We start from the raw sequence: 18,514 nt of genomic DNA, 5'->3' as shown, positions 1-18,514 counted from the left end.
TTTTCAATTTTTTAATAGGTAACTTCTTCGAAAAACAATCCTGTAGTTTACAAATAAAAATGTACTCTATGCATGCTCGGAAGATTACCTGTTATTGGTAAGAAGTTTACTCAGTATTACCAAATAGACCGTAGCTCATCAGATATTTTTCCAGGGCTGCGAGGTCCAAAAGATTTGATATGTATCGCATTTGATCTTATATCGAATCGTCTAGTAAAAGTTATATCTTCAGTTTGAGTTATTTGAGCAACGATTTTAAAATTGCTTAATAAAGCATGAATACTTCTATTTGAAAGTTTTTCGATTATATTTTTATCCTTTGTAACTCTTTTTAAGGGTATTGCTATTGTATTTGCAATACTCGGGCGCTTAATCTGATACGATGTTAAACGAGATTTTTTAACTAGGTATTGCAATTCGTTATACCAGAAATCCGAAAATGTAAAAGGGTTTCTAATCTCAACTCCATGAGTGGGTGCAAGATTATGTAAAAAAATACTAATTAATTCTTTACATATATTCATAAGTAAAATAGTTCAATTATCCTGTTAAAATTATTAAGAAATGAGAGGAATAAACTAATTTTTCCTCAATGTATGAAATTTTAGTCACAAGTGTCGCTTTAAAGGGTATAAAAAAGTTTCTATTCGTGTTTTTAACATTAATGAAGGAGATTTTAATGAAATTAATAGTCAAAACTAAAACAGCATGTTTTGTAAATTTTAAACTACAGTGAAAAGAATATGGGAGTATAACAAAAAAACCTCAAGGAAATTCTTGAGGTTTTTTAGTAGTTAAATAGTTAGGCTTTTAAAATCCATCACCAGGTTGTTCAGGTGATGCAGCTTGTGCTTTTTTAGGATTTAAAATTAAGTAAGTACCTAAAGCAGTTAAAGCTGTGTACTTCCCGTAGTTTCCTATTTTTTTGAGGGCTTCTTTTCTAGTAATATCTTCTTTATTTGATTTGTTATCTTTCATGATTTAGTAGAGGATTAGTTTATTCTAAAATGATTTTCTTAGTTATGTTACCTAAAATAGAGTTTAGTTTAACAACATATACTCCTGTAGATAAATTAGGTAACGCTATTTTACTTAATCCACTAGAGTTGATATCAGTATTAACTAATTCTTCTCCTAATAGAGAGAATACTTTTACATTTCCTTTAGCTTGTAAACCAGCAATTGTAATCTCATTATTAGCAGATTTATAAACACTTACGTTTGCTATATCTTGAACAATATCATCATTGCTTAAACGGGCTGATGTTGTATGCAAGTAATATTGTCCGATTCCATTTACTGCCGATTTTGTTATTACAGTGTGATTATCTTCAGATAGATTTACAAACGTATTATTTAATCTATCTTCTAAGTAAACATTAATACCTTGAGGTAAGTTTTTAGTGTTTACAGAAAATGTAATCTCTTTATTCGAATCAGCGATTAAACCAACAGGAACTACCATAGTTTCAATATCTGAAGTTGGTAATGTCTGAATAGCTAATTTGTTTCCTTTATCATTTGAAATTAACTGCGTGAATACTGCGAAGTCATGAGAAACTCCACTAAACATTTTTGAGTCGTAACCATTATCAAAACCAGTTGTTTTATCATTCGCATAAAAAACTTTAGTCTCTTTTTTGTGTTTTTCATCTTCTATTAATAACTGCAGAGAAGGCAAGTTTTCAGATTTTTTGAAAGTGTCAGTATTTTGATGACTTTGATTTGAAGTAGCGAATGTAACATTACCAGCAGAACCAGCTTCTACAAAGAATCCTTGAGCGGGAGCAATTTCTGTAGGAGTCATAGCATTATAAGTAACATATGCGGTTCCATCCCATAACCATACAGTTTCTTCTGAAAGTAATGCTGTATTTGCAGAAGTAAATGTAGCTGAGTTTACATAAGATGTAAATGGGTTTCCTACTAAATTAAAGTTATTTCTTGTTCCAGTAGCCACAGGGAAGTTTACATTTGAACTGTTGATTGTTCCTGAAATTGTTACATCACCCGCAGCAGCTAATTTCATAGAAACACCTAATCCAGAAGTTAAAGCTCCTGTAGTTGCAGCAGTTGCGTAAACCCATGGAGAAGCTCCGTTATTTGTAAATGCTCCAATTCCAATATTACTTCCTGTTCCTGTAGCAAATGTATGATTTGCAATAACGTCTTCCTGAGTTTCTCCTGATACAGGAGCAGAAACTAAATACCAGTTTGTTGTAGGTAAGTTTCTTGTGTATGTAATGTTACCAGTGGAACTTCCGCTAACAATTAGAGAACTTGCAGAATTCATATATAATCCGTTATTTGTAGTTAAGTTTCCATTAATATCTAAACTACCAGAAGTGTTAATGGTAAAAGTTTGACCTGTTTGAATTCCCATATCATTAATATCTGCATCAGTAGATAATACATAGTTATCATAGATGTAAGCATTTTTTGCTGCAGTTGTATTATCCAAACTCTCAGAGTTAACCCAAGCACCACCATTATATACTAGGTACTCTAAAGCTCCTGGAGTAGCTTCAGCCAATGTCCCACCTATAAATGTATCGGTAAATATATTTCTATAATCTTTATCAGTCCCTACTCCTGCACCAGTATCATCTATTACAGTTCCATCATCTGTATTAGCTGTTCCTCCAGTTCTTAGTCTCCATCTTCTTCCAGTTCCGAAAAAGTTATTAGAATTTCCTCCATTATAGCCTACTTCTAAAGGTAATGTAATTCCAAAATTAGCATTAAATCCTGTTCTTGTGCCACCTCGTGTAATAAGTAAAAAACCGTACGGAGGAATTGTTAAATCAGTATCAGCAGTTGTTTCATCAATGCCAAAATCAAAAACATATTCTGAGGCGTTTGTTGAAGCGCTTGCTCTAACTAATTTACTATTGGCTAAACTAACTGTCTCATTTGAATTATTATACAGTTCTAAATAATCATAATTGAAATCAGAAGCATCAACAACCTCGGTAATAAACACTATGCCTGCTGAGGGTTGAGGAGGTATTTCATCATCAATTATAGTAATTGTATGCTGGCTAGTACCTAAATCAGCTGTTCCAGAAGTTACAGCAACATTTAAAATAACAGTTTCGTTATCAAACCCAACATCATTATTGATATCTAGGGAAATGTTTTTTGTTCCATTACCAGTGTAAGTAAGAGAAGAAGTATTTAGTGTGTAATCACCAGGTTCAGCTGTACTTGACCCATCTACTGAAACACTGATAGATACATCGGCGGAATAATTTGAAATACTTACAGGAATAAGTGTATTGAAAGTAGTATTAGTTTCATTTTCTGTACTTGAGGCGTTATCAAAAGATACAGTTGGGTTAGTTGAAGGTGTATTTCCTTCTACTAAAACATCATCCATCCATAATAAACCGGCTCTGGTAGAAGAAAAATCAAAACTTAAACCGAAATATGTTGAAAAGGTATAATCTGAATTTGTATTTGTTCCTTGAGAAACTAAAGTATCAAAACCACCATCATTATCCACAAATATTTCCCAATTACCAGTTGTAGATCTTGTTATTCTAATACCTCTTGTTTCATTGGAATTCCAATTTATCGAAGTGGAAATGATAGCTCCATCCGCAGCTCCATCTGTTACTTTCCAGAGTGTTAATATATCTGATGTTCCAGATAAATTAACTCCCAAAGCGTATCCATCTACGACAGCTCCATTTAAATCTGTATCGTTAGCAGTTAAATAGACCCAAAATCTATTTGAACTGGAAGGATCCCAGTTCCCATTTTTCAAATTGAATTGCCATGTGATATTTTGAGTGGTTAAATTTAAACTTGAAATATCGTGGTAGATGTAACTTTCATCAGAGACACCAGAAAGATTGTGCTTTAAGGATTGAGTAGTTGTAATCGGATCAGTATTAGAGTTACTCCAATGTCCTACTGTACCTTCAGTCCAACCACTTAAATCCCCGTCTTCAAAATCATCATTAATTACTTGGCCAGTAACTGTTAAACTGTGTAAGAAAAATAATAAGTAAATTAAAAGGTAATTGTTTCTCATTTTTACGTTTTTTATTTAAGGACATGCAAATTACTAAAAACTAATCTTTGATGCGAGAAAAGTTTAAAATAACCTATAATGTTAACCTTTTGTTAATATTAATAAAAAAAACCTCAAGGATTTCCTTGAGGTTTTTTAGTAGTTAAATAGTTAGGCTTTTAAAATCCATCACCTGGTTGTTCAGGTGAAGCAGCTTGTGCTTTTTTAGGATTTAAAATTAAGTAAGTACCTAAAGCAGTTAAAGCTGTGTACTTCCCGTAGTTTCCGATTTTTTTAAGAGCTTCTTTTCTAGTAATCTCTTCTTTATTTAGTTTATTATTTTTCATGATATGCATTAGGGAATTAAATTATTCTAAAATGATTTTCTTTGTAATATTACCTAGTGTTGAATTTAGCTTTACAACATAAACTCCAGTAGATAAGTTAGGTAATGTCACTTTGCTAATACCATTAGAATTAATATCCGTATCAATTAATTCTTCCCCTAATAAAGAGAATACTTTTACATTTGCTGAAGCTTGTAAACCAGCAATTGTAATCTCATTTTCAGAAGATTTATAAATACTTACATTTGAAATGTTTTGAGTAATATCTTCATTACTTAATTTCGCTGAGCTTGCGTGGATGTAGTACTGCCCAATACCATTTATATCAGCTTTAGTTATAATTGTATGGTCTCCTTCTGAAAGATTCACAAAAGTATTATTTACTCTATCTTCTAAATAAATTTCAATTCCGCTAGGCAAATTAGTTGAGCTAACAGAGAAAGTAAGTTCTTGGTCAGCTTTAGCTGTTAAACCAACAGGAATAATCATCGTAGCGTGATCTGTGTTCGGTAAAGTTTGAATAGCTAATTTCTTTCCCTGATCATCTGACACTAACTGCGTAAAAATAGCGAAGTCTTTATCGATTCCTCCAAACATTTTAGAGTCGTATCCATTATCAAAACCAGTAGTTTTATTATTAACATAAAATACCTTCGTGCTTGTGTTCTCGTTTCCATTTGTAACGAACAGTTCAAAAGAAGGATGTGATTCCTGTCTTAAGAACGTATCGGTACTTTGATGACTTTGGTTTGAATTAACAAAAGTTACAAGACTACCAGTAGAACTAGCTTCTATAAAAAATCCTTGCCCAGGAGCTATTTCAATAGGAGAAACGGCATTATAGGTTACATATTCTGTACCATTCCAAAGCCAAACAGTTTCTTCGGTTAATTCAGAAGTGTTATCACTAGCCAAAGTTGCTGAGTTTATAAAAGAAAGATATGGGTTTCCTACTAGATTAAAGTTATTTCTACTTCCCGTTGAAATGTTAAAGCCAAGAGTAGAACTATTTAAGTTCCCAGACACAACAAAATTACCAGGATTAGCTAGTTTTATAGACATACCTTCTCCCTCATCAATAGCTCTATTAGATGAAACTAGAGCATATACCCAGGGAGTAGCACCATTATTGAGATAAAAACCTAATCCTAAATTCCCTCCGGTACCAGAAGCCAGATCATTATTGGCTGTTACATCGTCTATACTTTCTCCAGAAAGTGGTGAAGAAACTAAGTACCAATTAGTTGTTGGTAAGTTTCTTGTATAGGTAGCGGTTCCGTTTACTTGAGCATTAGCAATTAAGGTAGCTCCAGAAGCTATTTGTAATGTATTCACTGTTGTTGTAGAAGAAACTGTTGGGTAATTTGTTAAATTTGCTGGGATAATTACATTATCACTTGCGCCAGGAACTGTTCCTGTAGACCAGTTTGTTGCTGTAGCCCAATCATTATCTGTAGTACCAGTCCAAGTAGGTGTAACTTCGAATGAAGTAGCATTTAAAGGAAGAATTAAAGTTCCATCTGCATCCGAAACAGTCCAATTTGTATTATCACCAATTTCAGTTAAATAATCACTAAAAGAGCCTAAACCTGTTCTAGGTCCATTATATTGTCCTCCATCTGGACTTCCTGACATGAAAAAATTCACAAATGTTGTTCCTTCCGTGAGGCCAGTCCCTGCTAAATTTCCAAAGTTTCCAGTTTCATTTTGAATACCTGCTAAAAAAGTAGTTGGAGTTGTTCCGTTGGTACCAATAAAAGCAAAAATAGCATCTCCACCCCCAGCGATATTTAATGTACCATTATCTATTGATAAAGTTCCTACTGAGGCTGTTCGAGTGGCGTTTAAATCAGTAAAAGTAATAACTGTTCCAGCTGCTATTACAGACGCACCAGTATTCCATGAAAGAGTTCCTTCTCCAGAATTTATCCCTCCGGCTCCATCAGATTCATTATCAGTGAAGTAGATTATAGAGCTAGATGGGATGTCTACAAGAGCAACAATAGAAAAGGCATCAGGAGCATCTGCATTGTAGCCTAGAAAAGCAATATCTCCAGTAGTAAGTTGTCCCCAAGAAGAGAAACCTAAAAACAAAGATAGCGTTAAGGTTAATACTATTTTGTAGTAATGTTTCATAATTTAAAATAATTTAGTTTTTGAATTTAAAGTTATAAAAAAAAGTATAATTCTCAATTTTAATTGAATTCTTTACTTAATAATAATATTGCAAAGCTAAATAGCGATGCAACTACATTTTTCCTTTAACGGTTTAAATTGATAAATTGAAGAGGGACTCTGTATAAAGTATAAAAGAGAAACCACACTAGCTATATGCTAGTGTAGCATGTAAATAAATATTTAATTTCTTGAAGGATATAACCCTTGTAAACAAATTATATACCTAACAACTGTGTAAGGTTGTCTGTTGTCAAAAGATTGACTAGCTCCAGCTTGTCCTACTATAACTGTACCTCCAACGGTAACAGGAGCGCTAAATGGTTTTAAAGTACCGTCAGGAGTTTGAGTAGTATACATCTGTGTTTCATCTCCTTGGAAATTACCAATTGCTAATGTAGATTGATTAGATGGTTCAGTTTCATTGGCTTCATCTGCATAAGTAGGAATTGCTATAGATGCATTACTTCCAGTTCCATTAAAAGAAGCAGCATGGGTATGGCTGGGCATTTGAGCTTGAGTAAGAGTTCTAAATTCAGCTCCAGAACCTGGTCCTTGCCTATAATCTTGTAATCCAGGTCCACGTCCTGCACTAATTGCAACTCGACCTCTAAGGTCTGGTAATGCAAATGTTGTTCTTCCATCTCCACCATACTGTGTTCCTAAAATTGAAAATAACGCAGTATTTGAATTAATAGCTAGTAATTGCCCGTCACAGAAAGCCCAATTTCTTGGAGCAAAGTTTCCTGCAAACATTCTAATTTCTCCTATAAATCCTTCTTGTGCTTTTACCTCAGCATTAGACAAAAAGAAACAAACAAATAGAAGCCCGATAATTTTCTTAATTGAATTCATGATAATTTAGTTTTGGTTATTGAAAATTTTTGTGTCCTTATAAAATTCCAAAACAAATTTACTATCAATCTATACCTAGATGATTCTAAAAAGTATTAAGCGTGTAGTTTTTAGTAATAAGTGTGATTAAAATAGTAATATATGTTTCCCCAATTCAAATATATTGTTTTTTTTATAAAATTAGGATTACTTCACTTAAGACTGATTTTGGAAAAGATTTCTAATTATTAGTTCTTTTTCCAGAAGAATGGAGAAAATAAGATTAGCACTGTAAATAATTCCAAACGTCCAATTAACATTAAAAATGAACAAAAGAGCTTGGCAGAAGGCGCTAAATGAGCAAAATTATCTACAGGGCTTACACTTCCAATAGCAGGGCCAATATTACCTAATGAAGATGCGCAAGCTCCGAGAGCTGATTTTAAGTCTAATCCCATAAAAGTTAAAATTACTGCTCCGACAATAAAAATTAACATGTATAAAATGAAAAAGGATAATATGTTAAAAACAATATTTTGTTTTACTGCTTTTCCATCATAGCGAACAGGAATAATGGCATTTGGATGTAATGATTTTTTAAATTCAAGAAAACTATTTTTGAGCATTACAATATGTCTAACTATTTTAACACCACCCGAAGTAGATCCAGCAGAACCACCAACAAAGAATAGGGAGAAGAATATTCCCGTAATAAAAAAACTCCACATTGTGAAATCAGCCGTGACGAAACCAGTTGTGGTAACAACAGATATTACCGAGAATAAACTATGACGAAAGGCACTCTCTGTTTCCCCTAATACCATTGGATGATCAATAGAGGTTTGTAATATTGGATCTTTAAAAAAGATTATACACAAGGTAACTAACACGGTTATTGAAAGTATTCCTAAACTGTAATATTTAAATTCTTCACTTTCAATTACCTTTTTTACTTTTCCTTTAAGTGCAAAATAAGTTAATACGAAGTTTGTACCTGCAATAAACATGAAAAAGATAATAACGTATTGAACTAATGGCATACCATTATAATAGGCTACACTTGAGTTTTTAGTAGAAAAACCACCAGTACTTACTGTTGCCATTGCATGGTTTATTGCATCGAACCAAGTCATTCCTGCAACCTTTAGTAATAGAAATTCAGCAACTGTTAATCCAACATAAATTAACCATAACCTTTTGGCTGTATCAGTAATTCTAGGGTGTAATTTGTCTGCAGACGGACCTGGAGCTTCAGCCATAAATAACTGCATTCCTCCAATTCCTAATAAAGGCAAAATAGCAATCGTTAGTACGATTATTCCCATACCACCAATCCAATGCGTTGCACTTCTCCAGAATAAAATTCCTTTTGGCATGCTTTCTATGTCTGTTAATATGGACGATCCTGTTGTAGAGTACCCTGAAATTGTTTCAAAAACAGCATCAATTACTGATGGAATACTTCCCGTCAGTAAATAAGGCAGCATTCCGGTAACAGTGAGCGTTATCCAACCAAGAGTTACGATTAAGTAACCTTCTTTTTTTTGCAGATTTTTATTGTCTGGTTTGTTAAAAAAGAATAATAAGAGACCTACAAAAATGGTAATTATCCCAGCATTCAAAATTCCTAAAGTGGCTTTTTCTTGAAAAAATAAACTAAAAGGAATAGCCAACCACATAAAAATACCATTAAGTATTGCCGTGATTCCTGCAAAACGGAAGATTAATTTGAGATTTAAATTGTCCATTAATTAAAAAGATCTTCAACAGTAGATATCGCTTCAGGTAAACAGAATACAATTACATAATCACCTGCTTGAATTTGCATATTACCAAAGGACATAAGTGCTTCGCCATTTCTTATGATTCCTCCAAAAACAGCTTCTCTAGGAAAACGTAAGTCTTTAATTGGTTTTTCGGTTACTTTAGCATTTTCTTGAACTTCAAATTCAAATACTTCGGCATCTACATTGTGCAAGTTAGCAAGTGCTAATATTTCACCTTTTCGTATATGACGGAAAATATTACTTGCCGCAATTAATTTTTTATTGATTAAAGTGTCAATTCCAATTGTTTGAGAAATATTGATATAATCCATATTTTCTACTAAGGCAACGGTTTTTTTAACACCTTTTGATTTTGCCACTAAACAAGACATAATATTCGTTTCAGAGTTACCCGTAACGGCGATAAAAGCATCCATATCTCTAATATTTTCTTCTTCCAAAAGTTCTAAATCTCTACCGTCACCATTAATAACAAGTGTAGAACGTAAATCTTCTGCTAAAGTCAATGCTTTTTCTCTTTTCTTTTCGATGAGCTTTACTTTAAAATCTTCCTTGCACAAGTTTCTTGCAGTTTTCATACCAATACTACTTCCACCTAAAATCATTACATTTTTGATTTCAATATGTTCTTTACCACAAATAGGATATAGTTTTTCAATACTGTAGTTTGGAACAGAAAAATAAACCTGATCGTTTATTTTATATTCTGTATCTCCTCTTGGTATGATTGTTTGAGCAATTCCTTCTCTTTTAATAGCGATGGTAATAAAATCTACCATATTAAATTTTTCCTTCGCCTCTTTAACTGTTAAATCTACAATTGGAGATTTATATCCTAGAGTAGTTCCCATTACATTAAAAAGTCCGTTTTCAAAAGCAACAGTATCATTAAAAGAAGATTGATAAAGCAATTGTTTAATTTCACCAGCAGCAAGTTCTTCCGGAGAAATCATAAAATCTACTCCAAAGTCTTTAAAATCGACAACATCACTACTTAAAAATTCAGGATTTTTAATCCTAGCAATTGTTTTTTTAACTCCTAAAGCCTTTCCTACAACTGAGATAGTAAAGTTGGTATTTTGACTTTCTGTAACTGCTAATAACAAATCTGCAGAACCAATTCCAATTTCTTTCAGTAATTTAATGGAAGTAGCATCTCCTTTTTTTGTGATTACATCAAGATGATTATTAATGTAAGTCAAACGTTCACCATCTAAATCAACAATGTATGTATCTTGAGATTCGTACGAAAGTAGTTTAGCCAAATGAAATCCAACATCTCCTGCTCCGGCTATTATAATTTTCATATTAAAAATTAAGAATATAGAATGCAAAGGTACATTTTTAAGATGACTTTGAGAGAAACAAAATTTAAATAGTGTCTACCTAGAATCTTAATTAAGAAAATTGAAGAATTACTATCTTTACCACAAATTGCAATTATAATGATGGAAAAATTAAATATAAAGTCTTGGGCTATTGAAGATAGGCCAAGGGAAAAATTAATGTTGCGTGGAATTAATTCTTTATCAAATGCAGAACTCATAGCTATACTAATTGGATCGGGTAATCGTAAGGAGAGTGCGGTGGACTTGTCAAAGAGGATTCTAATTTCTGTTCAAAATAATCTTGGTAACTTGGCAAATTTGTCTGTTGAAGAATTACAAAGATTTAATGGAATCGGGGAGGCAAAGGCGATTTCTGTTCTAACAGCTTTGGAGCTTGGAAAGCGACAATTCTCCGAAAATATAGAGGTAAAACCCAAGATTACTTGTTCTAAAGATGCATTTGAATTAATGTATCAACGAATTGGTGACCTGCGACATGAAGAGTTTTGGGTATTGTATTTAGACAATGCAAATAAGGTTTTAGATAAGTATCAATTAAGTAAAGGAGGTTTAACCGCCACTTTAGTTGATGTTCGTTTGGTATTTAAAAGAGCGATAGAACTTTCTTCAGTAGGAATGGTATTATGCCACAATCATCCTTCTGGAAAAATGCAACCAAGCCATGCTGATATTGAGTTGACAAAACAAATTAAAGAAGCAGGAGTAACCTTAAATATTAAGTTATTGGATCATTTGATAATTAGTAAAAAGAGGTATTTTAGCTTTGCTGATGAGGCAGTTTTATGAAAACTATAAAGAACTTCACTCTTTTCTGAATCAGTTCAAATATTAAATAATGAGGTTAAGAAGTATTTTTATTTTTTTCTATTTAATTAGTTCAATTAGTATATTTTCTAAGAGTTACGACCGTGAAATTTTATTTAACAAAGAACTTAATTTAAAAAATGAAGAGTTCAGTAAATCAGATTTAATAACCTTAAAAGAATGTGGGTATGATATAAACCATTATACTGATGCCTTGTTGTTTCTGGCTATTGGTGAATTATATAATCAGGGAGAAGTTATAAACTATAAAAACTTATTTCTTCAACTAGAAGAATTAAGTGTAGCCTCTAAAAAACAAATGAAAAATCAGATGATTATGTCAGTTTTCAAGTTTACATTGGTATTTTTGGTTTTAATAACCATAACTTACTGGATGAGAGTTTTTGTCAAACAGAAGAAATTATCAAATAAAGCAGAATAGTTTTTCAAATAAATCAATACCTATTGATATTAATTTATACACATAAAGTTACACCAAGAGTTCGATATATATTTAAACATATATTTACACGTACTTTAACTATTGAAATAGATTTCACCACAAAAGTGGAAGAATTTGTAGCTTTTAACGGTCCAAAGTTATCCTACACCAATGTTGCATTAGGAAATGAATTCTTTATAAAAAGTACTGATTTATTATTTCAGCAAGGAGTAAGTGATGTGGAAATAAGCATTTCAAAATGGGACAATATACCTTGTTTTTTCTTTCAAGGAAGTAAATCAACAATTCCGTTTGATATTTTCTCAGCTAGCTTTTATTTAATAACTCGCTATGAGGAATATTTGCCTCATATAAAAGATCAACATGGTCGTTTTACTGCAAAGCAAAGTTTGGCTTATGAGCATGGATTTTTAGAAAAACCTGTTGTTGATATTTGGGCCTTTAAATTGAAGAAAGCTTTGCAAGAACGTTTTCCTGATTATAAGTATGAAGAAAGAAAATATCAATATATGTCAACCATTGATATTGATAATGCTTTTGCTTATAAGTATAAAAGTATTATTCGATCAGTTGGAGGTATTTTGAAAGACATATATAAATTGAATATTTTAAATGTAATTGATCGAATCGCAGTAAGATTTAATTTGAGAAAGGATCCTTTCAATACTTTTGAAGAAATTATTAACTACAAGAAGAAATATGATGTAAGAACGATCTTTTTCTTTCTAATTGGAGATTATACAACTTTTGATACTAATGTATCGGCTTCTAAAAGTAAATTCAGATTATTAATAAAGGATATGGTTGATTATGCTCGCGTCGGTTTACATCCGTCATATTATACTATGAATGATAATGTAAAATTGAAAGAGGAAAAACAACGTATGGAAGGAATTACTAACATGCCTATTTTTCGTTCAAGACAACATTATTTACGTTTTTCGTTGCCTGATACATATCAAAATTTAATTGATTTAGAAATTACAGAAGACTACAGCATGGGATATGCTAGTCATACTGGTTTTAGAGCAAGTACCTGTACCCCTTTTTATTTTTACGATTTGGATTTTGAGATTCAAACTCCGTTAAAAATATTTCCATTTGCGTTGATGGATACCACTCTTAATGATTACATGAAATTGACTCCAAAGCAATCTTTAGGAAAAATTAGTGAATTGAAAAGAGAAGTGAAAAAAGTAAACGGAACTTTTATTACGCTTTTTCATAACGAAAGTTTAAGTGATTATTTAAGATGGAAAGGTTGGAAAAGAGTGTATGAATCAATGTTGAAAATTGCTACGAATTAATGATACGAATTGTTTCAAGGAAAGATCTTGATGTTGAAAAGTATGATGATTGTGTAGCCAACTCTTTACAATCAAATGTATTTGGTTTTTCTTGGTATTTAGATGCCGGAGTAGATAATTGGAATGTACTAGTTTTAAATAACTACGAAGCTGTGATGCCTTTGCCGTGTAGGAAAAAGGTTTTCATAAAATATGTTTATTTACCTTTTTGGATTTTAGAATTAGGAATTTATTCAAGAAATATTGAAGATGAAAATGAGTTTTTAATTGAACTCTTCAGTGAATACAGATTTGTGGAGAGTAGATTGAATCCAAAAAATTCATTCTCCATGTTTCAAAATTGTCAGTTAGAAAGAACCTTCCAATTTCTTTCTTTAAATGATAATTATGAATCAATCGTAACAAACTATCGTAGAGATAGAAAAAAGGATTTGCAACGAGCAACTAAAAATGATTTAACAGAGCGTTGGAATGATAATCCAATGAATTTAATCGACTTATACAGAGATAATGTCGGAAAGCGAATTTCGAAAATTAAAGAAGAAGATTATATTCGATTGCACAAAATAATGACAGCTTGTATTGACAGAAATCTAGGTGAAGTTTTATCAATTTATGATAAAGAAAATAAATTAGTAGCTTCTGGTTTTTTTATAACTTACAATCGAAAAGTTTCAATTTTGGTATCTTCAACAGATTTTAAAAATCGGAAAAATGGGGCCAACACTTATTTAATAGACAGAGCGATTTATAAATATCAATCTAGGTTTGATGAATTCAATTTTGGTGGATCATCCATGAAACAAATAGCAAAGTATTTCTACAGTTTTGGTGCAGAAACTCAGAAGTATATTCAAATAAAACAAAATAAATTACCGAAATTACTTCGTTTTTTTAAGCGTTAGAATGTAAAAACTCCTGATATTTATTTGGAGGTTTTCTGTTGAATTTAACTTGTGATAAATCTTCTTTGTAAGGTGATTTTTCTTCCACTACTTTGCAAGGATTTCCAACAGCAATAGAATTGCTCGGAATATTTTTAGTTACCACAGAATTTGCTCCGATGATAACATTATCACCAATTTTTACTTCTGGTAAAACTGTTGTATTTGCTCCAATCCAAACATTATTTCCAATAATAATAGGTTCTGATTTCACATGTTCTCTTAAATTTTCAAAACTGTGATTAGAGGAAATAATTGATACACCCGGACCTAATTCAATATTGTTCCCAAAGATAATTCCATTATTAGCTTGAATGTAGTTATTCAAATTATCACCAGGATCACATAAAATTCCTTTTTGAATATTATTCGGAGCAAGTACTTTAGATGTAAAATGAACAGGCCATTGTACTTTTGGGTTTAGTCTGAAAAAGAATTGAGGAATGATGTAGTGAAAAAATAAAATATAATATCGTTGATAACCATACTTTGGTCGATAATATTGAGGATAGAAAACCTTGGTAATCCATCCGAAAATTAAAAAATCGATTTTACTGAACATTAAATCTGGTTTTTACAAAAATACAAATACCATTGAACTACAACTTGATTATATGCTTTTGTTGGAATTTCAAAAGGTAAATTCTTTTTTAATAATTCTTCTTTCAATTCATTTGTAATTAATAGATAATTATTCCAATCCGATTTTTCTAAACGCTTTGACAAAACCCTTTTCGGAACCAAATTTTTAATAAAAGTTTTGATTTGGTTTATTTTAAGATGGCTAGCATCTGGTTTATAATCGTTTTTGAAATGAATATTCAGAGGCTTAAAATAGTTGGTAACCAAAACATCGTCAAAGAGCTTTTTCTCTAGTTTAGATGAAACAGGCATGTTTTTGAAATGTTCAAGTAATGTAGTATCCCAAAAAGGAAATCGAACTTCATATCCAAAGAAAGTGTAAAAGCTAGATGAGTTAAAAATATACTTTGTAATCTTTTCTTTGATGTCAAAATCTTCAAAAACTGAGTGTGCCGATTTTTCGGAGTAACTAAAATTAAAATGAGTCAGAGTTTTCGATATGGTTTTTTGTAGTGCTAATTTTTGTTCATTCGAGTGATTATAAAAATGAAACTTTTCTTTATAAAGAGTTGCGATAAGTTTTTTAGTTTTAAAATCTTCAGGAATCACCTTTAAAAATTGACTTCCACCGAGTAAGTCACCAGCATAACCTGAAATAAAAACAGTTGTTTCGTCAATTAAATTTTGTTGTTTTAAATACTTAACAGCGAAGTATTCTTGAAAATTTGGGGTACTAGAATATTTTCCTGCAAATTTTACAAACTCTTTGAATTCATTGGAACTTGTGAATCCCTTAATCAATTTTTCAGTATAAGGAATGAAAACCCAATCAAAACCTAATGTTTCAGCAACCTTTTTTGAGTTTTCAATTTCGAAACTAGAAGCTCTTCCGTAAGTATAGCAGAGAACATTTTTATGTTCTAGTTTTTTTAAATAAGCAGCAATTAATCGAGAGTCGTAGCCAGCACTTAGCGGCAATGCCAGTTTTTTGTCTTTTATAGATTCTGATAATCTTTTGAAAGCATTATCAAACGCATCGATAGTTTTTTGTTTTAAATTATGGTAAGAATCATTACTGTACTCATTCGTAGCATAACTAAAAAGGAATTCCGAACGAACAATGTCATCATCTTGCAGCGTCAGTAATTCACTAGATTGTGTTATAAATATATCATCAAATAATGTTTTATTTCCAAAGCAATGTAAAGAAGAAAGCATTTCAATTTCTGATTCTTTACAATAAAATTTGGATTTAAAATTTTCAATTTCATCAGTTATTAAAAGTTGGTTATTATCGATTCCGTAGAACAACGGGAAAATTCTTGTAGCATCACAAGCTAGGAGAGTTGTATTGTCAATGGTAATTACAATAGTAAATATTCCATTAAATTGATGAACTACTTTTTTGAATTCTGAAATGGATTGAAACTTTAATAGTTTATGAATTGCATTTTGTTTTTCATAAAAAATGTTTTCATAAAAGAAATATCCTTTCAAATGTACGTTGTAAGACGAGAACCAAAGAAATCCGTTATTTATTTTTAGGTCTATTCTCATTCTAAACTGAACGTTTTTTTGATGAGAATTTATTCAATATTTCTTCGTAAACAGCATTGGTATAAAGAGAAAACATTGTTTGATCACCCAAAATCATTTTACATTTTTCATAGAATTTTTTGGTAAATAGAATCTTGAAAACATTCGAATTTTGAAGAGTTTCACCTTCTTGTTGAGATGCTATTTTGGGATTATTTTTCCTGAATAATACTCGATGAGCTTCTTTACGCCACGTGCGTTTATAATTACTGAAATCAGAGATTTGATATAAGTGATTAATGAAAGCTTCATAATTAGATTTTTTTACAAATCCATTAGCCACTCTAAATGGAACAAAATCAAATGAGAAATCTGTTTTTCTAAATTGAAACCTTACCAAAGCTGCAGAATCAACATAGTCGTACATTTTATGATTAGGAATATCAAAAATAAAATTTCCTAATGAGTAAAATATTGGTGTTTTTTCAATGAATTCAAATCCTTGAAAAGTATGAGAATGATGCGCAATCACTACTGAAACCTTTTTTAGTTTGGCGATTTTTTGAAGGAATTTTCTTTTTATTGGTGAAGGATAAAGAGTAAATTCTTCAAAACCATGAAAGTTCACAACGATATGATCGGTTCTTGAATGAAGCTTTTTGACCAGCTTTCTTAATCGAGTAAAACTTTTATTAGGAATTGAGTAGTTTCCTGATTTATTTGGGAACGTATGTGCAATACCAATCAACCCAATTTTAACACCATTTTTTTCTATGATTTTTACGGCGTCATTTTTATTGTTTTTGATTCCAAAGTGAAGACTTTTTTGTTGTTCAATCTCTTGAATTGTGTCATCAATTCCTACATTATTAGCATCAAAAATGTGATTATTAGCAAGATTAAAAACCTTAATATTTCGTTTTGATAAGTAATTTATAGTTTCTCTTGGACTTTTAATTACTGTTTGTGTGGTGTTTTTAAATTCGGCTATGGTTGTTGGACCTTCTAAATTACAAATAACAAAATCACTTCGTCGGAATTCACATAGTAATTCATTACAAAATATTTCATTGTCATTCATTATTTTTGGTTCGAATGCGCCTGAAATATTTAAATCACCCGTAAAAGTTATATTGATACTATTGATATCCAATCTGCTTTTTGTTTGAAATATTGATCAAGTAAATAATCATAAAAATATTAAAAATTGCTCCTACAATTGAGAATAAGATTAAGGAAATAACTAAGTCATCATAAAGTTTAAAACCTACAAATAGAGCTATAAACCTAAATATTAATAATAAAATATCGAAAAGTAGTAAGACTTTTTGTCGATTTAAAATGGTGATTAAAGGAGTAATTGGTGAAGATAAAAACATAAAGAACAACCAAGGAATCAAAATTCTAGTATATAATCCAACATCTTTCCATTCATTTCCAAAAATGAATTCAAAAAAGAACGAAATAATTGCCAATCCGCCGAATAATAGAGCACCTGAAATTACTAATCCCTTAATTGTTTTTAAAACAAAAGTTTTTAAATCTCCTTGGTCATTAACTATTTGAGTTGCTTTACTGAAAAATACTTGACTTACGGAGTTTTGAACAATTCCTGTAGGCGCTTTACTAACTTTGCTTGCTAGTCCATAAATTCCAGTAGCTTTAATACCGAAAAAATTACTAATTAAAAGAATTGGTAATTCATTAGATAGTGTATTGGAAAAGTTGATAATTGTACTGTAAATAGGAATGTCTTTATATTGTTGCAATACTTGTTTCATTTCAGTAAATGATACATGATGTATTTCTTGTTGTAAACCTGAGTAAGAGTTTTTTAATAAGGAAATAATTTGAAATAACAATCCTATTAAATAACCAGGAATAAGCCCTAAGGATTTAATCGATAATCCAGTAGTTACTTGTCCAATACTCATGGTGCTTGACTTTACCAATTGAGCTTTGGCAATAGTTTTAAATTTTTCATTCCTATTATTCCAATATTCAAGCGCAAGTGAAGCTCCGTATAAAAATACAGCCAAAGGCAAAAAATAAATAAAGTAGGATAGACTTTGTAAATTGAAAAATGTAACAATCTGTTTTGTGAATAGCATTATTAAAATAAAAAAAACCAACGAGTTGATAAGCAGAATAAAAAGTAAAGATGCAAAAACATTAATTGCTTTTTTAGTTGTTTCTGGAACTACAATAGCAAGTTCAAGTTGATAAGAAATCAGTGGTTTAAGTAACAAAACAGCAGATGAGAAAAGCATAAAAACACCAAAAACTTCCTCACTAAATAATCGAGTGATAACAGGAATGAATGCATACATAATTATCTGACTTAAACCCAAACCGGAGATAAGTGTAA

The 18,514-nt window shown here is 31.1% G+C and carries 15 protein-coding genes and 2 pseudogenes; 4 read left to right on the top strand and 13 right to left on the bottom strand.

The window, feature by feature from the left end:
• Positions 1-116: 116 nt before the first annotated feature.
• The 8 genes from BTO06_RS11580 to trkA all read right to left on the bottom strand — a co-directional run bounded on the left by BTO06_RS11580 (position 117) and on the right by trkA (position 10,468).
• Positions 117-524, bottom strand: a complete 408-nt coding sequence (locus BTO06_RS11580) for a hypothetical protein (protein ID WP_100925459.1) — start codon at positions 522-524, stop codon at positions 117-119.
• Between the two features lie 286 nt (positions 525-810).
• Entirely contained in the window at positions 811-978 is a 168-nt protein-coding gene (locus tag BTO06_RS18695; protein WP_198517073.1) for a hypothetical protein, read from the bottom strand.
• Between the two features lie 19 nt (positions 979-997).
• On the bottom strand, positions 998-4,039 hold the full coding sequence (locus BTO06_RS11575; RefSeq protein WP_100925458.1) for a beta strand repeat-containing protein: 3,042 nt from the start codon (positions 4,037-4,039) through the stop codon (positions 998-1,000).
• Between the two features lie 158 nt (positions 4,040-4,197).
• On the bottom strand, positions 4,198-4,365 hold the full coding sequence (locus BTO06_RS18690; RefSeq protein WP_198517072.1) for a hypothetical protein: 168 nt from the start codon (positions 4,363-4,365) through the stop codon (positions 4,198-4,200).
• A 21-nt stretch (positions 4,366-4,386) separates the two neighbouring features.
• Positions 4,387-6,501, bottom strand: a complete 2,115-nt coding sequence (locus tag BTO06_RS11570) for a T9SS type A sorting domain-containing protein (protein WP_100925457.1) — start codon at positions 6,499-6,501, stop codon at positions 4,387-4,389.
• 222 nt (positions 6,502-6,723) lie between these two features.
• Positions 6,724-7,395: a phage tail protein gene (locus BTO06_RS11565; protein ID WP_100925456.1), complete on the bottom strand. Its 672-nt coding sequence runs from the start codon at positions 7,393-7,395 to the stop codon at positions 6,724-6,726.
• A 227-nt stretch (positions 7,396-7,622) separates the two neighbouring features.
• On the bottom strand, positions 7,623-9,122 hold the full coding sequence (locus BTO06_RS11560) for a TrkH family potassium uptake protein (RefSeq protein WP_100925455.1): 1,500 nt from the start codon (positions 9,120-9,122) through the stop codon (positions 7,623-7,625).
• Positions 9,122-10,468: a Trk system potassium transporter TrkA gene (gene trkA, locus BTO06_RS11555; protein ID WP_100925454.1), complete on the bottom strand. Its 1,347-nt coding sequence runs from the start codon at positions 10,466-10,468 to the stop codon at positions 9,122-9,124. Before trkA ends, BTO06_RS11560 begins: the two co-directional genes overlap by 1 nt.
• A 141-nt stretch (positions 10,469-10,609) precedes the next feature.
• Here trkA and radC point away from each other — a divergent pair, with 141 nt between their 5' ends.
• Genes radC through BTO06_RS11535 form a run of 4 tightly spaced genes read left to right on the top strand, consistent with a single transcriptional unit; the run spans position 10,610 to position 13,989 of the window.
• Positions 10,610-11,296, top strand: a complete 687-nt coding sequence (gene radC / locus BTO06_RS11550; protein WP_100925453.1) for a RadC family protein — start codon at positions 10,610-10,612, stop codon at positions 11,294-11,296.
• Positions 11,297-11,345: 49 nt separating this feature from the next.
• Positions 11,346-11,756 (top strand): hypothetical protein, encoded by a 411-nt coding sequence (locus BTO06_RS11545; RefSeq protein WP_100925452.1) that lies wholly within the window; start codon positions 11,346-11,348, stop codon positions 11,754-11,756.
• Between the two features lie 23 nt (positions 11,757-11,779).
• Positions 11,780-13,084: a polysaccharide deacetylase family protein gene (locus tag BTO06_RS11540; RefSeq protein WP_100925451.1), complete on the top strand. Its 1,305-nt coding sequence runs from the start codon at positions 11,780-11,782 to the stop codon at positions 13,082-13,084.
• Positions 13,084-13,989: a hypothetical protein gene (locus BTO06_RS11535; RefSeq protein WP_100925450.1), complete on the top strand. Its 906-nt coding sequence runs from the start codon at positions 13,084-13,086 to the stop codon at positions 13,987-13,989. Before BTO06_RS11540 ends, BTO06_RS11535 begins: the two co-directional genes overlap by 1 nt.
• Here the strand turns inward: BTO06_RS11535 and BTO06_RS19000 are convergent.
• From BTO06_RS19000 to BTO06_RS11515, 5 genes and pseudogenes are all read right to left on the bottom strand, one after another.
• Positions 13,979-14,140 (bottom strand): annotated as a pseudogene (locus BTO06_RS19000) (hypothetical protein); the annotation flags it as partial. The gene BTO06_RS11535 and the pseudogene BTO06_RS19000 sit on opposite strands and share 11 nt — an antisense overlap.
• Positions 14,119-14,224 (bottom strand): annotated as a pseudogene (locus BTO06_RS18995) (DapH/DapD/GlmU-related protein); the annotation flags it as partial. The pseudogenes BTO06_RS18995 and BTO06_RS19000, both read right to left, overlap by 22 nt.
• Before the next feature lie 365 nt (positions 14,225-14,589).
• Entirely contained in the window at positions 14,590-16,167 is a 1,578-nt protein-coding gene (locus BTO06_RS11525) for an asparagine synthase-related protein (RefSeq protein WP_100925448.1), read from the bottom strand.
• A 1-nt stretch (position 16,168) separates the two neighbouring features.
• A complete protein-coding gene (locus BTO06_RS11520) occupies positions 16,169-17,299 on the bottom strand; it encodes a CapA family protein (protein WP_157811819.1) in 1,131 nt (376 codons plus the stop codon).
• Positions 17,286-18,476 (bottom strand): oligosaccharide flippase family protein, encoded by a 1,191-nt coding sequence (locus BTO06_RS11515; protein ID WP_100925446.1) that lies wholly within the window; start codon positions 18,474-18,476, stop codon positions 17,286-17,288. Before BTO06_RS11515 ends, BTO06_RS11520 begins: the two co-directional genes overlap by 14 nt.
• Positions 18,477-18,514 lie beyond the last annotated feature (38 nt).

The sequence above is a fragment of the Tenacibaculum sp. SZ-18 genome (genome assembly GCF_002813915.1).
Classification (GTDB): domain Bacteria; phylum Bacteroidota; class Bacteroidia; order Flavobacteriales; family Flavobacteriaceae; genus Polaribacter.
The sequence above is the reverse complement of the archived record's forward strand: the minus strand, read 5'-3'. Positions and strand labels throughout refer to the sequence as shown.